The sequence below is a fragment of the Olleya sediminilitoris genome (assembly GCF_016785945.1).
GTDB classification, from domain to species: domain Bacteria; phylum Bacteroidota; class Bacteroidia; order Flavobacteriales; family Flavobacteriaceae; genus Olleya; species Olleya sediminilitoris.
In genome coordinates this window covers 77,737-92,218 of record NZ_JAEMEF010000002.1, presented here as the reverse complement: position 1 = coordinate 92,218, position 14,482 = coordinate 77,737, and the positions used below count along the sequence as shown (strand labels likewise).

The following is a 14,482-nucleotide window of genomic DNA, read 5'->3' as shown; positions in this document are numbered from 1 at the left end:
AATCTAGATTATTAATAACTATATTTATGATTCTCTCATCCTTTTAAAATATGCTTTGGCTTCTTTTAAAACTTTAGGAGCTAGAATTAATGTAGCTGTCATGGTTGGAATTGCCATTAAGGCAAATACACCATCAATTAAATTAATCATTAATGCTAGAGAGGTTGTTGCTCCAAGAATTATACTTAAAATATAAAAATAGTTGTAATAGTGTTTGTATTTGTCTCCTATTAAAAACGACAGACATTTTCCGCCATAATATGCATAAGAAAATAATGATGATACACTAAAAATTACAATACATAGTAGTAATAAATACCTACCAAAAGTTGGCATTGCTACTCCAAAAGCATTGGCTGTTAAGCTTACTCCGTTAGCCTCTGTGGTTTGCCAAACACCTGTAACTAAAATTGCTAAAGCTGTTAGTGTACAAACAATTAAGGTGTCTATTGCTGGTCCTAACATAGCCACTAAACCTTCACGAATTGGCTCGTTGGTTTTTGCTGCTCCGTGAGCTAAAGGTGCTGTACCTATACCAGCTTCGTTTGAAAACGCACCTCTTCGGATTCCTAAAACTATCAATCCGCCTAAAAGACCACCTAAAAATGCATCACCTTTATAATTTTCTGCTGCAAAAGCATCTGTAAAAATAAGTTTAAAATACGTTGGCACGACTTCCGCATTAGCGAATAAAATTATAAGAATCAACACAAAATATAGCAATACCATACTTGGTACTAATTTGGATGCTACTTTACTAATTCTGTTTAAACCACCTAAAATAACAATAGATGTAATAGTTACTAATATTAGTCCAATGATTAAATTGGAGGTGAAATTGACAATAATTCCGTTTGGCATTAAAACAATATCATTTATGGCTTGAGTTAATTGGTTAACGTTAAACACTGGCAAAGCACCAATCAATCCACAAAAACTAAATAAGACTGCTAAAAGTTTCCATTGTTTACCTAAACCTTCCATTATAAAATACATTGGTCCACCTTGTATGTTACCTGCACTGTCTTTACCTCTGTACATTATGGCTAGACTAGAAGTAAAAAATTTGGTTGACATACCTACAATTGCACTAATCCACATCCAAAATACTGCTCCAGGACCACCTATTGAAATAGCAACTGCCACTCCTGCAATGTTACCCATACCAATGGTAGAGGATAATGCTGTTGTTAATGCTTGAAAATGGGTGATTTCGCCTTCGTCATCCTTATTGTCATATTTACCTCTTAGCACTTGTATGGCATGTCCTAGATATCTAAATGGTAAAAATCTAGAAAGAATAAGCAGATATAATCCACCACCAATTAATAAAATTAATAATGGTAAACCCCAAACAAAAGTGGCAAAATCTGCTATAAAGTCGTTTATTTTATGGTACATACAAACACAAAGTTTTAGACTTTAAATATAACCATTATCTTTACATCACTAACAACTATTATCTATTGAAACCAACTCGTCTATTTTTTCTTGATGCTGTACGTGCATTTGCTATTTTAATGATGCTTCAAGGTCACTTTATTGATACCTTATTAAATCCAATTTACAGAGATACAAATAACACTATTTATAATATTTGGAATTACTTTAGAGGGATTACTGCTCCTACTTTTTTTACAATTACAGGTTTAGTTTTTGTGTATTTATTATTAAAAGCTAAAGCAAAAAAAACAGATGCTGAACGTATAAAAAAAGGAATAAATCGAGGATTTTTATTAATTGGACTTGGCTATGCTTTACGGTTTTCGTTTTGGAGTTTGATGTATGGTGAAGTCAATATGAGTTTTTTACAAGTTGACGTTTTACAATGTATTGGATTATCACTAATCTTATTAATTATGCTATATAAAATCTGTTTAAAAAACGAATGGGTTTTAGCTATCCTATTTTTAATATTATGCTTTGTTATTTTTGTTTCTGAGCCTTTATACAGAAGTTTAAAAATTGAAAATGCTCCAGCACTATTTGTTAATTACCTTACCACACAAAATGGTTCTGTTTTTAATATAATCCCTTGGTTTGGCTATGTCGCTTTTGGTGGATTTGTAGCGATATTATTTAATAAATATGGACATAAAAACAATTACAAAACATTTAAAATAATTAGCTTTTATACTGTTGGAGTTATACTAATGTTTTATTCCAGTGCCATTTTAAAAACATTAGACCATTGGTTTAATTTACCATTATTTACAAAAAGTGCCAATTATAATTATTTGTTTAGTAGACTAGGCAATGTCTTATTAATATTTGGATTGTTTTATACTTTTGAGACCTATTTAAAACAAGCTATAATTACTAAAATTGGTCAAAAGACACTGTCTATTTACGTTATTCATTTTATGATTATATATGGTAGTTTTACAGGAGTTAGCTTAAAACAGTTTTTTTACAAAAGCTTAAACCCTACGCAAGCTATCTTTGGAGCATTACTTTTTATTGTTGTTGTTTGTTTTATTTCTTTTTACTATGTCAAAACCAACACCTATCTATATAACAAAATCAGAAACCTATATTTAAAATTAAAAAACTAAAGTTATGTTAATAGTTTTTTTATTTCTAAACGATTGGTTAGATTTGCAGAGTAATTAGATATTACCGTTTACACGGAAATTAAAAATGGCAAGAACAAAACAATATAACGAAACTGAAGTAGTCGAAAAAGCAATGACCCTTTTTTGGAAAAATGGCTATGAAACTACTTCTATGCAAATGCTTGAAAAAGCAATGGGCATTAATAAGTTTTCGATATATTCTAGTTTTGGTAATAAACATGGTTTATTTTTAGAAAGTTTAAAACTTTACCAATCTAATGTCAATAAGGTTTTAGAAAAACTAAAAAAAGGGCATGACGGAATTGAAGATATTAAACAATTTTTCTACGATTCTGTAAGTTCAAGTTTTAAAAACGACAAAGTAAAAGGTTGCTTTGTAACTAATACTTATAATGAGTTTTCAGAAAAACAAGATGAATGCATTACTAAACAAATGAATCAATTTATGGACAATTTAAAATCTATAATTATTGAAAAGTTAAAAATGGATCCTTCTAAATCTGAAGACACAGTAACCAAACAAGCTAATTATTTATTATTAGCAAAACATGGTTTAGCTGCAGCAGCTAGAGTAAACACAAAGCAAGAAATTGAAGATTATATCGAAATGACTTTTAAAAACCTATAAAAACATTTTTTTTACACAATAACTAAACGAACGTTTAGAAAAGATTAACAAAACATTAAATAAAAACAAAAATTATGACAACATTAAAAATTCACAACATCGAAACTGCTCCAGAAGGAAGTAAATCATTATTAGAAAACTCACAAAAAGCATACGGAATGATTCCTGGTTTACACGGAGTTTTAGCAGCTTCTCCACAATTATTACAAGCCTACCAAACCTTACACGAGTTATTTACACAATCTTCATTTAACGAAGAAGAATTAACTGTAGTTTGGCAAGCTATTAATGTTGAGCATGCATGTCATTACTGTGTACCAGCACATACAGGTATTGCACATATGATGAAAGTAGACGCAGATATTACTGAAGCATTACGTAACGAAAAACCTTTAGCAGATTCAAAACTTGAAGCATTACGTACTATGACATTATCAATAGTTAGAAATCGTGGTAATGTTTCGCAAGACGATTTAGATGCTTTTTATGCTGCTGGATATGAAGAAAAACACGTTTTAGATATCATCTTAGGATTATCTCAAAAAACAATAAGTAATTATACAAACCACATCGCAAACACACCTGTAGATGAGGCGTTCAAGAAATTTGCTTGGAAAAAATAATACTATCCCTAAATTAGATTAATTAGCTGTAAACCTTCTGTTATCTTTACAGAAGGTTTATTTTTATAAAACAAATACAATGATAAAAGTATCAGTAATGTATCCAAACAGTAAAAATGTACAGTTTGATGCAGATTATTATCAAAACAAACACTTACCAATGGTGTCAAAATTAGTTGGTGACGCATTAAAAGGATTAGAACTAGACTTAGGTTTAGCAAGCAGAACTCCAGGAGAATTGGCTCCTTATGTAGCTATTGCGCATTTAAAATTTGACAGCGTTGAAGCTTTTCAAGAATCCTTTGGACCACATGGAGAAACCTTTGCTGCAGATGTAAAAAATTACAGTAATGTACAAGGTGTACTTCAAATTAGCGAATTAATAACATTGTAATTATGGCAGATAAATTAAAAATAGATATAGTTTCAGATGTAGTCTGTCCATGGTGTACCATTGGCTATAAACATTTAGAAAAAGCAATTAAAGACTTAGGCGTAGAAGATAAAATTGACATTGAATGGCAACCTTTTGAGCTAAATCCTAATATGCCAGCTGAAGGTCAAAATGTAACAGAACACATTTCCGAAAAATATGGTTCTACCTTAGAGCAACAAAAAGAATCTCAGCAACGCATGACTCATATTGGTGATGCTTTAGGTTTTAAATTCGACTACTTTAAAGATATGCGTATGGTTAATACTTTTGACGCACATGTGTTATTAGAATACGCCAAAGACTTTGGAAAACAAACCGAATTAAAAATGACTTTAACTAAAGCCTTTTTTAGTGATAGAAAAGACGTCTCGAAAAAAGAGGTTTTAAAAGAAGCTCTTTTAGAAGTTGGTTTAAATGCTGACGAAGCTTTAGCTAAATTAGATAATGAGGAAGCACGTTACCAAGTAAGAAGCATACAAAATCAATGGAAAAACATGGGAGTAAACTCTGTGCCAACCATTGTTTTTAATCGTAAAAGTGCTGTTACAGGAGCACAACCAATAGATACTTTTAAACAAGTATTATCAGAGCTGTTAAATGAATAATCTTTGGTTTAATAAAAAACCAACTGTAAAAGTATAACTCATGGAAAACAAAAATAATAAAGGCGAATTAGATGTATTATTAGATGAAGTACGTCAATCAGGAGCAGCAAAATTTACAGACAAAAAGAAACAAATATATGCAGATGGCATTTCTAGTGTAGCAAACTCAGGAGTTTTAGATTCTGCTTTAAAAGTTGGAGACAAAGCGCATGATTTCACTTTAAAAAATGCATTAAATAAATCCGTCACATTATACGACCAATTAAAAAATGGACCAGTAGTTTTAACATGGTACAGAGGTGGTTGGTGCCCATATTGCAACATCACTTTACACGCTTTACAAGATAAATTACCAGAATTTAAACAAGAAGGAGCTACGCTTTTAGCTTTAACTCCAGAATTGCCTGATAACTCACTAAGCACATCAGAAAAAAATGAACTTGAGTTTACTGTTTTAAGTGATGTAAAAAACATTGTTGGTAAACAATATGGTGTAGTTTTTACATTAACAGATGATGTTGCTACTATTTACAATGCTGGTTTTGGGCTAAACAAAGTTAATGGAGACACAAGTAACCAATTACCTTTAGCTGCAACCTATGTTATAGACACAAACGGAACAATTACATATGCCTTTTTAGACGCAGATTATACACAGCGTGCAGAACCTTTAGAGATATTATCCGCTTTAAAACAATTAAAATAAAATCTACACTAATGAAAACCAGACCCAAAGTATTATTTTTTGATGTAAACGAAACTCTTTTAGATTTAAAACCTTTAAAAAAGGAAGTTAAATACGTGCTAAATGGTCAAGACCATTTGCTATCATTATGGTTTACAACATTATTGCAATACTCATTAGTGGTTTCGGCAAGTGGACAATACAAATCTTTTGGGCAAATTGGTGCTGCTGCCTTACAAATGGTTGCTGCCAATAATGACATTACAATTACAGAAGAAAACGCAAGACATATTGTCGTAAATGCTTTACAAGATTTACCACCACATTCTGAGGTAAAAAACGCCTTAAACACATTAAAAAATGAAGGTTTTACACTTGTAGCGCTAACAAATTCAAATGACGAAAGTCTTAAAACCAAAATTAAAAATGCTGGATTAGCTCAATATTTTGATGACTTGTTGAGTATAGAATCGGTTGGAAAATTTAAACCTTTTACAGAGGTTTATAATTGGGCTTCAAATAAAATGAACGTAAAACCTGAAGACTGCATGCTAATTGCTGCACATGGTTGGGATGTTGCAGGAGCACTTTGGGCTGATTGGCGTGCTGCTTTTATAAGCAGACCTGGACAACAACAATTTCCTTTGGCTCCAGAAACGGAAATTAATGAAAATGATTTGCAAAAGGTAGTTGACATTTTAGTTACCTATAAGTAGTACTTTTTAAATAAATACATTTTTAGATAAAACAACTTTAGTTTATTTTTAAAATATACTAAACAGTAAAATTTTGTTTAAAAGTTTTAAATCGAAATGGACTTAGATTTTAAAAAGGCATTATTATATTAAATTTAAAAAGAGATACTCACCTAGATCTATTAATATTAGTAAGTGCTTATTTTGCTATTGAAACTATATTTTATAAAAAAAGAGCTTGCAAAAGCAAGCTCTTTTTTATGTTCTTAATAATTCTCTAAATATTATTTTAAATACGCTAAAACATTAGTTTCAATACGTTCTTGTATGTTGGTCACATCTGCTTTTACAAATGGTTCTCCCATAATGTTTTCGTATAATTCAATATAACGTTCCGAAACTGTTTCAATATATTCATCAGACATCACTGGTACTGTTTGACCTTCCAAACCTTGAAAATCATTAGCAATTAACCATTGTCTAACAAATTCTTTTGACAATTGTTTCTGCGCTTCATTGTTATCCTGACGTTCTTGATACCCTTCCGCATAAAAATAACGTGAAGAATCTGGTGTATGTATTTCGTCAATTAATACAATTTTTCCGTCTTTGGTTTTTCCAAATTCATACTTTGTATCTACTAATATTAAACCTCTAGACGCTGCTATTTCTGTTCCTCTTTCAAATAATTTACGCGTATAGTCTTCTAAAACAATATAATCTTCTTCAGTTACAATTCCTTTTTTAAGGATGTCTTCACTAGAAATATCTTCATCATGATCACCCATTTCCGCTTTGGTTGCAGGTGTGATAATAGGTTCAGGAAACTTATCGTTTTCTTTCATACCTTCAGGCATCGCTACACCACAAAGCATACGTTTACCTGCTTTATACTCACGTGCTGCATGACCAGACATGTAACCACGTATCACCATTTCTACTTTAAAAGGCTCGCATAAATGCCCAACAGCTACATTAGGATCAGGTGTGGCTGTTAACCAATTTGGAACTAAATCTTCGGTTGCCTTCATCATGCTTGTTGCAATTTGATTAAGGATTTGTCCTTTATAAGGAATTCCTTTTGGCATCACGACATCAAAAGCGCTAAGCCTGTCCGTTGCAATCATGACAAGCTCCTCTTCATTAATATTATAAACTGCTCTTACTTTTCCTTTATACAAACTTTTTTGTCCTGGAAAATTAAAATTAGTATCAATTATTGTATTACTCATTTAGTTGTGTTGTTGATGGGTAAATTGTGTTATTTGCTATATGGTGCAAATCTATGAAAACTTATTATTATTCTCTGTTTTCAATATTCTTATAAGCAGCTATAATCTTTTTAACTAATTTGTGTCTGACAACATCTTTATCATCTAAAAATATCATTCCTACACCTTCTACTCCTTTTAAAATTAGTAAAGCTTCTTTTAAACCAGAAATTGTACGACGTGGTAAATCTATTTGACCTGGATCACCTGTTAGTAAAAACTTTGCGTTTTTCCCCATTCTAGTTAAAAACATCTTCATTTGGGCATGTGTCGTGTTTTGTCCTTCGTCCAAAATCACAAATGCGTGATCTAAAGTACGTCCACGCATGAAAGCTAAAGGTGCAATTTGTATGGTACCATTTTCTATGTATTGTGCTAATTTTTCAGCAGGAATCATATCGCGTAATGCATCATAAATTGGTTGCATGTATGGATCTAATTTCTCTTTTAAATCTCCTGGCAAAAATCCTAGATTTTCACCAGCTTCTACAGCAGGACGTGTTAAAATAATGCGTTTTACCTCTTTGTTTTTTAAAGCTCTAACTGCTAATGCGACTCCTGTATAAGTCTTACCTGTTCCTGCTGGACCAATAGCAAAAACCATATCGTTTTTACGCATTAGCTCTACCATTTTACGTTGGTTTGCAGTAATGGCTTTAATAGGCTTACCGTTAGAGCCATGTACTAAAACTTCTCCGCTTTGTTCTGAAGTCGAATAATCATCGCTACTATTGCTTGTTAATACACGCTCAATAACATTTTCGTCTAGTTTGTTATATTTAGCAAAATGTTTAAAAAGCATACCTAATCTTAAATCAAATTCTTCAAGTAAATCCTCGTCTCCGTAAGCTTTAATCTTATTTCCTCGAGCAACTATTTTTAATTTAGGAAAGTATTTTTTTAATAATGTAATATTCTCATTACCTGTTCCAAAAAAATCTTTTGGAGAGATCTCTTCAAGTTCAATAATTATTTCATTCAAAAGCGTAGCATTTATTAAATTAATCTATACAAATTTATTAGTTTTGTGTACCTAACAAACTTACACATTTTTTGTGTGTTATAGGTTAAAAAAATATCAACAATACTACATGCCAATTATAACGCTTACTACAGATTTTGGAGAGAAAGATCACTTTGCTGGCGCAATAAAAGGAGCGATTTACTCAGAATTATCTGACGTAAGAATTGTTGATATCTCACACTCTGTATCACCTTTTAATATTGCTGAAGCTGCTTATATTATACAAAATGCTTACAGTAGTTTTCCTAAAGGTACCATTCATGTTATTGGAATTGATTCTGAAATCAATCCAGAAAACAAGCATATAGCAGTTGAATTAGACGAACATTATTTTGTTTGTGCTAACAACGGAATTATGAGTATGATTGCCAATGAAATAGCCTACACAAAGTTAGTAGAAATAAACATACATGATAAAATCGAAACTAGTTTTCCTGTTTTAGATGTATTTGTAAAAGTAGCTTGTCATATAGCCAGAGGTGGTACTTTAGATGTTATTGGAAAAACTATAAACAATATTAAGCCTATAAAAAATTTAGTGCCTTATGTTAATGAGGAACAAACACAAATTATAGGTAGTATTATTTATATTGATAATTATGGAAATGTGGTAACCAACATTAAAAAGTCTTTTTTTGAAACTCTTCAAAAAGGACGACCTTATGAGGTATCTGCAAGAAATTATAAATTCAAAAAAATTAATACAAAGTATAGTGACATTGTTAAATTTGACACACCTGAGGACAAACGTAATGACGAAGGTCGTGGTTTAGTTGTTTTTAACAGCTCTAATTATTTAGAAATCGCTATCTATAAAAGCAACAACCAATCTGTTGGAAGTGCCAGTAGTTTAATGGGTTTAGGTTTACGTGACACTGTAACCATTAACTTTGAAAAAGAAACTGTACCTAATAATTTTTAATATAAACTATATGTTTGTAAGAATTGTAAAATTAAGTTTTGCTGAAGAAAACATAGAGACTTTTTTAGCTAACTTTGAAACTATAAAACATAAAATAAGAGGCTTTGAAGGTAACCAATTACTAGAGCTTTATCAAGACAAACACAATAGTAATGTCTTTTTTACGTATAGTTATTGGACCAAAGAAAGCGATTTAGAAAACTACCGCAACTCGGAACTATTTAAAGGGATTTGGGCTAAAACGAAACCTTTATTTAATGCAAAACCTGAAGCTTGGAGTGTAGATAAATTAGCTTCGCTGAAGTGAAAAGTGAAAAGTGAAAAGTGAAAAGTGAAATATATAACGACATCAAACAAAAACAAATAACCCAATAATGCTAGCCATACTTAAAAAAGAAATCAACTCATTTTTTGCATCTCCTATTGGTTATCTTGTCATTGCCATATTTTTACTACTAAATGGACTATTTTTATGGTTGTTTAAAGGCGAGTTTAATATCCTTGATAATGGATTTGCAGACTTATCGTCCTTTTTCTTATTATCACCTTGGATCTTAATATTTTTAATTCCTGCTGTCACTATGCGTAGTTTTAGTGACGAGAAAAAACAAGGTACTTTAGAGCTTTTATTAACCAAACCGATTAGTACCTTACAGCTAGTTTTAGGTAAATATTTTGGTGCTTTAGTACTTATTTTAATAGCCTTATTACCAACATTACTTTACGTATACACAGTATATAAATTAGGTAATCCTACAGGGAATTTAGACTTTGGTAGCACATTAGGCTCTTATTTTGGTTTGTTATTTTTGGTGGCTACATATACTGCAATTGGTCTATTTGCCTCAACAATATCAGACAATCAAATTGTAGCATTTATAATTGCTGTTTTTTTATGCTTGTTTTTTTACATAGGTTTTGAGGGTATTGCAGACGTAACATCAAGTAATATTATCGAAAACTTAGGTATAAATGCACACTATAAAAGTATCAGTCGTGGAGTTTTAGACACTCGTGATATTATTTATTTTTTAAGTATCACTGTACTTTTTATAGCCTTAACTAAACTAAACATTAAAAAGCAATAACATGGTAATTACACCTATATTAATTATATCTTTTATTATTGTTTTTATATTAGCTTGGCTATTTATAAAAACAATTGGTGACAATAAATGGATTAGCCTTCTAATTACTTTAGTAGCTACTCCTCTACTTTATTTTTATTTGTTTTATCCTATTGTCAATATCTTTTCTGACTACTATCATCAAAAGCATTTTAATGCAGAAAATTGGAAAGAGTATCCTGAATTACGTTTTGAAATGATGGATCAAGTTTATAACAATAAACAATTAATTGGTAAAACTAAATCTGAAATAAAAAAAGACTTTGGAGCTGCTGAATGGTATGGTTGGGATGACAGCATCAAAGCCAACAGCAAAGACCAATGGAACTATAATATGGGCTTTAAACCTGGTGCTTTTAATAAGCAACAAGAATGCATTGAGTTTCAGTTTAAAAAAGACACATTAGCAGCATTAAAAATCTATCAACTTGAAAAAACTTTTGAATAAATCTATCAAACATATCGTAATTCTTGTCGTTAGTTTAATTCTGCTTAACGTTGTATCTCAAAAGGTTTACAAACGTTTTGACTTAACTACAGATCAACGTTATACGCTTAATCCTTCCGCTTTAGCGATATTAGACCAAGCAGATTCGCCTATAATAATTGATGTGTTTTTAGAAGGGGAAGACTTTCCGTCAGAATTTAGAAAGCTTCAATTAGAAACCAGACAATTGTTAGAAGAATTTAAAGCTTACAATAGTAATATTAGTTTCAGCTTTATAAATCCAATTGAGGATGAAGCCACTCGCGATCAAAGCATACAACAGCTAAACGCAAGAGGGTTAACACCAATGCAATTAAATGTCAAGGAAAACGGAAAAACTAGCCAAGCAGTTATTTTTCCTTGGGCTTTAGCAAGTTTTAATGATACAACAGTTAAAATTCCTTTAGTTAAAAATACTATTGGAGCCACACAACAACAACTAGTTACAAACTCTGTACAACAACTAGAATATGCTTTTGCAGATGGATTAAGTAAATTGGTTAACCCTAAACGACGCAAAATTGCTGTTTTAAAAGGTAATGGTCAACTAGAAAATAAATACATTGCAGATTATATAAAATCTATTAGAGACTACTATTTTATTGCTCCTTTTACGTTAGATAGCGTCGCTAATCATGCAACAAGCACATTAAAAAAACTAAATGAATACGATTTAGTAATATCTGCTAAACCTACTGAAGCTTTTACCGAAAAAGAAAAATTTGTACTAGACCAATATACTATGAATGGCGGAAAAAGTCTTTGGTTGCTAGAACAAGTCGCAATGGACAAAGATAGTTTGTACAACGATTTAGGAAAAAATGTGGCAATACCAATGGATCTTAATTTGACCGATTTTTTCTTTAAATATGGTGTTAGAATTAATCCGTTAATTGTAAGCTCCATGTACTCTGCTCCAATTACATTAGCATCTGGAGAAGGTAGTAATAGTCAATTTCAAAGTTATCCTTGGACCTATTCTCCTTTAGCAAAAGGAAACAGCAGACATCCAATTGTGCATAATTTAGACTTTTTAAAGTTTGATTTTGCAAACCCAATGGATACTATAAAAAGTAGCACTAAAAAAACTATTTTACTACAAAGTGCACCTTTAAGTAAAATTGAAGGTACACCTAGAGAGATAAGTTTGGATATGGTTAGCAACCAATTAGATCCCAAAACATTTAATAAAGGACCACAAACCTTAGCAGTATTATTAGAAGGTACATTTACGTCGGCTTATAAAAACCGAGTGAAACCAGTAACTTTAGACGCTGTAAAAGACACTAGTAATCCAACCAAAATGATTGTAATATCTGATGGTGATGTTATTAAAAATGATGTTGGTCGTAATGGTGTTGAAGAGCTTGGTTTTGATAAATATACTGGACAGACCTTTGGTAACAAAGAGTTTTTAGTAAATGCTGCAAATTATTTATTAGACGACACAGGACTTATAAACATTAGGTCCAAAGAAATAGCTGTAGCCTTTTTAAATCCTGAAAAAATTGCCATACAAAAAACAAAATGGCAACTTATAAACATCTTGTTACCATTGGTTTTATTAGCTGTTTTTGGTTTTATTTTTAACTACTTACGTAAGAAAAAATACGCAAAATAAGTGTTGATAAGTTTGTTTCATAATTTAAGACATTAACGATATATTTGTAAGACTAATTATTAATAGTATTAATTTCCATATATAAATGAAATTTATTGTATCAAGTACATACTTACTAAAACAACTACAGGTTTTAGGAGGTGTAATAAACAGCTCGAATACACTGCCAATTTTAGATAATTTTTTATTTGAATTAGACGGAACAAAATTAACCGTTTCGGCAAGTGATTTAGAAACGACTATGTCTGCAGTATTAGATGTAGAAAGTGATAACGAAGGTAGCGTAGCTATTCCTGCAAGATTACTTTTAGATACTTTAAAAACTTTTCCAGAGCAACCTCTAACTTTTGTTATTGAAGAAAACAACACTGTTGAAATTAGCTCTAATCATGGTAAGTATGCCTTAGCTTATGCTGACGGAAACGAGTTTCCTAAGGCTGTAAGTTTAGAGGATCCAAGCAGTACAAAAATGCCTGGTCACGTATTAGCAACAGCAATAAATAAAACTATTTTTGCTGCTGGTAATGATGATTTAAGACCAGTAATGAGTGGTGTCTTTTTTCAGTTTTCAACTGAAGGTTTAACCTTTGTTGCTACTGATGCACACAAATTAGTAAAATACACAAGAGAAGATGTTCAAGCTTCTCAAGTAGCCGAGTTTATTATGCCTAAAAAACCTTTAAACTTATTAAAAGGAATTTTAGGAGCTAGTGAAGAAGAAATCACTATTGATTATAATGATTCTAATGCTAAGTTTACTTTTGAAAACACAGTCTTAATCTGTCGTTTAATTGATGGTAAATACCCTAATTACGAAGCTGTAATACCAAAAGAAAATCCAAATAAATTAACCATTGATCGTACACAGTTTTTAAACTCTGTACGTCGTGTTAGTATTTTCTCAAATAAAACAACACATCAAATTAGATTAAAAATTGCTGGAGCAGAATTAAACATTTCTGCAGAAGATATTGACTACTCTAACAAAGCAGAAGAACGTTTAACTTGTGATTATCAAGGTGACGACATGCAAATAGGGTTTAACTCAAGATTTTTAACAGAGATGTTAAACAATCTAGGATCTAATGATGTACAACTAGAGTTGAGCATGCCAAACAGAGCTGGTATTTTAACACCAATTGACGATTTAGAAGAAGGTGAACATGTAACAATGTTAGTAATGCCAGTGATGCTTAATAGCTAAAACTTATACACTTTAACCAATAAATTAAGCAATTCATCTTTGAATTGCTTTTTTTTTGACCCTTATCAGAATAAAAGATTACATTTGAAGACTATTTATCTTAAACAATTTACTGATTTTTAAATTTTTAAGACATATTAATTAATCAATACAATGAAGCATTTAATTAAATTAGTAGTTATAACTGTAATTTGCTTAAGTCAATGGTCTTGTAATAATGATGATGATACTACCTCTACTCCATCAGAAACTAATAGTGCATTAGTAGGAGAATGGCTAAGATCTGATAATCTTATTAATCCCAATATAGAATATAAAATAACCTTGTTAGATACAGATGGCAATGGTATAATAACAGATTTACAAATTACCGATCAAGGTACAATATCCAGTGCTAATCAAATTACTTGGTACGTTAGTGATAATATGTTACATATGTCATTAAACGATGATACAGAAATGACAAGTACTGTTCAGTTTATAGATAATGAAAAGATTATTTTGGCTAACATATCAGATCATTATTTTATAAAGCAGTAAGAATAACTTAAGATTATAAACTAAAAAACGCAACCCTT

Annotated in this window: 17 protein-coding genes; 14 read left to right on the top strand and 3 right to left on the bottom strand. The window is 30.9% G+C overall.

What is annotated here, in order from left to right:
• Positions 1–24 precede the first annotated feature (24 nt).
• On the bottom strand, positions 25–1,401 hold the full coding sequence (locus tag JAO71_RS02775) for an alanine/glycine:cation symporter family protein (protein ID WP_054851232.1): 1,377 nt from the start codon (positions 1,399–1,401) through the stop codon (positions 25–27).
• Positions 1,402–1,466: 65 nt separating this feature from the next.
• Between JAO71_RS02775 and JAO71_RS02770 the strand changes: the two genes are divergently transcribed.
• The 7 genes from JAO71_RS02770 (at position 1,467) to JAO71_RS02740 (ending at position 6,269) form a co-directional block, all read left to right on the top strand.
• Complete coding sequence (locus JAO71_RS02770; RefSeq protein ID WP_202998667.1) at positions 1,467–2,555, top strand: heparan-alpha-glucosaminide N-acetyltransferase domain-containing protein; 1,089 nt, start codon at positions 1,467–1,469, stop codon at positions 2,553–2,555.
• 85 nt (positions 2,556–2,640) lie between these two features.
• A complete protein-coding gene (locus tag JAO71_RS02765) occupies positions 2,641–3,204 on the top strand; it encodes a TetR/AcrR family transcriptional regulator (protein ID WP_028290982.1) in 564 nt (187 codons plus the stop codon).
• Positions 3,205–3,278: 74 nt separating this feature from the next.
• The gene (locus JAO71_RS02760) at positions 3,279–3,827 is read left to right on the top strand and encodes a carboxymuconolactone decarboxylase family protein (protein ID WP_054851234.1); all 549 of its coding nucleotides are present in this window, start codon (positions 3,279–3,281) and stop codon (positions 3,825–3,827) included.
• 79 nt (positions 3,828–3,906) lie between these two features.
• Positions 3,907–4,221 carry an EthD family reductase gene (locus JAO71_RS02755; protein WP_054851235.1) on the top strand — a complete coding sequence of 105 codons (315 nt, stop codon included), beginning with the start codon at positions 3,907–3,909 and terminating at the stop codon, positions 4,219–4,221.
• A gap of 2 nt (positions 4,222–4,223) precedes the next feature.
• A complete protein-coding gene (locus JAO71_RS02750; protein ID WP_202998666.1) occupies positions 4,224–4,868 on the top strand; it encodes a DsbA family oxidoreductase in 645 nt (214 codons plus the stop codon).
• 40 nt (positions 4,869–4,908) lie between these two features.
• On the top strand, positions 4,909–5,574 hold the full coding sequence (locus JAO71_RS02745; RefSeq protein ID WP_202998664.1) for a peroxiredoxin-like family protein: 666 nt from the start codon (positions 4,909–4,911) through the stop codon (positions 5,572–5,574).
• Between the two features lie 11 nt (positions 5,575–5,585).
• Positions 5,586–6,269, top strand: coding sequence for a haloacid dehalogenase type II (locus JAO71_RS02740; protein WP_202998662.1), 684 nt, complete (start codon positions 5,586–5,588; stop codon positions 6,267–6,269).
• Between the two features lie 263 nt (positions 6,270–6,532).
• Here the strand turns inward: JAO71_RS02740 and JAO71_RS02735 are convergent, their stop codons facing one another.
• Both JAO71_RS02735 and JAO71_RS02730 read right to left on the bottom strand, forming a co-directional pair.
• Complete coding sequence (locus JAO71_RS02735) at positions 6,533–7,480, bottom strand: phosphoribosylaminoimidazolesuccinocarboxamide synthase (RefSeq protein WP_202998653.1); 948 nt, start codon at positions 7,478–7,480, stop codon at positions 6,533–6,535.
• A gap of 67 nt (positions 7,481–7,547) precedes the next feature.
• On the bottom strand, positions 7,548–8,501 hold the full coding sequence (locus JAO71_RS02730; RefSeq protein ID WP_116822960.1) for a PhoH family protein: 954 nt from the start codon (positions 8,499–8,501) through the stop codon (positions 7,548–7,550).
• Positions 8,502–8,610: 109 nt separating this feature from the next.
• Between JAO71_RS02730 and JAO71_RS02725 the strand changes: the two genes are divergently transcribed.
• From JAO71_RS02725 to JAO71_RS02695, 7 genes are all read left to right on the top strand, one after another.
• A complete protein-coding gene (locus tag JAO71_RS02725; protein ID WP_054851241.1) occupies positions 8,611–9,465 on the top strand; it encodes an SAM hydrolase/SAM-dependent halogenase family protein in 855 nt (284 codons plus the stop codon).
• Positions 9,466–9,475: 10 nt separating this feature from the next.
• Entirely contained in the window at positions 9,476–9,772 is a 297-nt protein-coding gene (locus tag JAO71_RS02720; protein WP_028290991.1) for a putative quinol monooxygenase, read from the top strand.
• Positions 9,773–9,839: 67 nt separating this feature from the next.
• Positions 9,840–10,553: a gliding motility-associated ABC transporter permease subunit GldF gene (gene gldF / locus JAO71_RS02715; RefSeq protein WP_202998651.1), complete on the top strand. Its 714-nt coding sequence runs from the start codon at positions 9,840–9,842 to the stop codon at positions 10,551–10,553.
• Position 10,554: 1 nt separating this feature from the next.
• Entirely contained in the window at positions 10,555–11,040 is a 486-nt protein-coding gene (locus tag JAO71_RS02710; RefSeq protein ID WP_028290993.1) for a hypothetical protein, read from the top strand.
• Complete coding sequence (gene gldG / locus JAO71_RS02705) at positions 11,021–12,700, top strand: gliding motility-associated ABC transporter substrate-binding protein GldG (RefSeq protein WP_202998649.1); 1,680 nt, start codon at positions 11,021–11,023, stop codon at positions 12,698–12,700. Before JAO71_RS02710 ends, gldG begins: the two co-directional genes overlap by 20 nt.
• Before the next feature lie 85 nt (positions 12,701–12,785).
• Entirely contained in the window at positions 12,786–13,904 is a 1,119-nt protein-coding gene (gene dnaN / locus JAO71_RS02700) for a DNA polymerase III subunit beta (RefSeq protein WP_028290995.1), read from the top strand.
• A gap of 153 nt (positions 13,905–14,057) precedes the next feature.
• Positions 14,058–14,444: a hypothetical protein gene (locus tag JAO71_RS02695; protein ID WP_028290996.1), complete on the top strand. Its 387-nt coding sequence runs from the start codon at positions 14,058–14,060 to the stop codon at positions 14,442–14,444.
• The last annotated feature ends 38 nt before the right edge of the window (positions 14,445–14,482 follow it).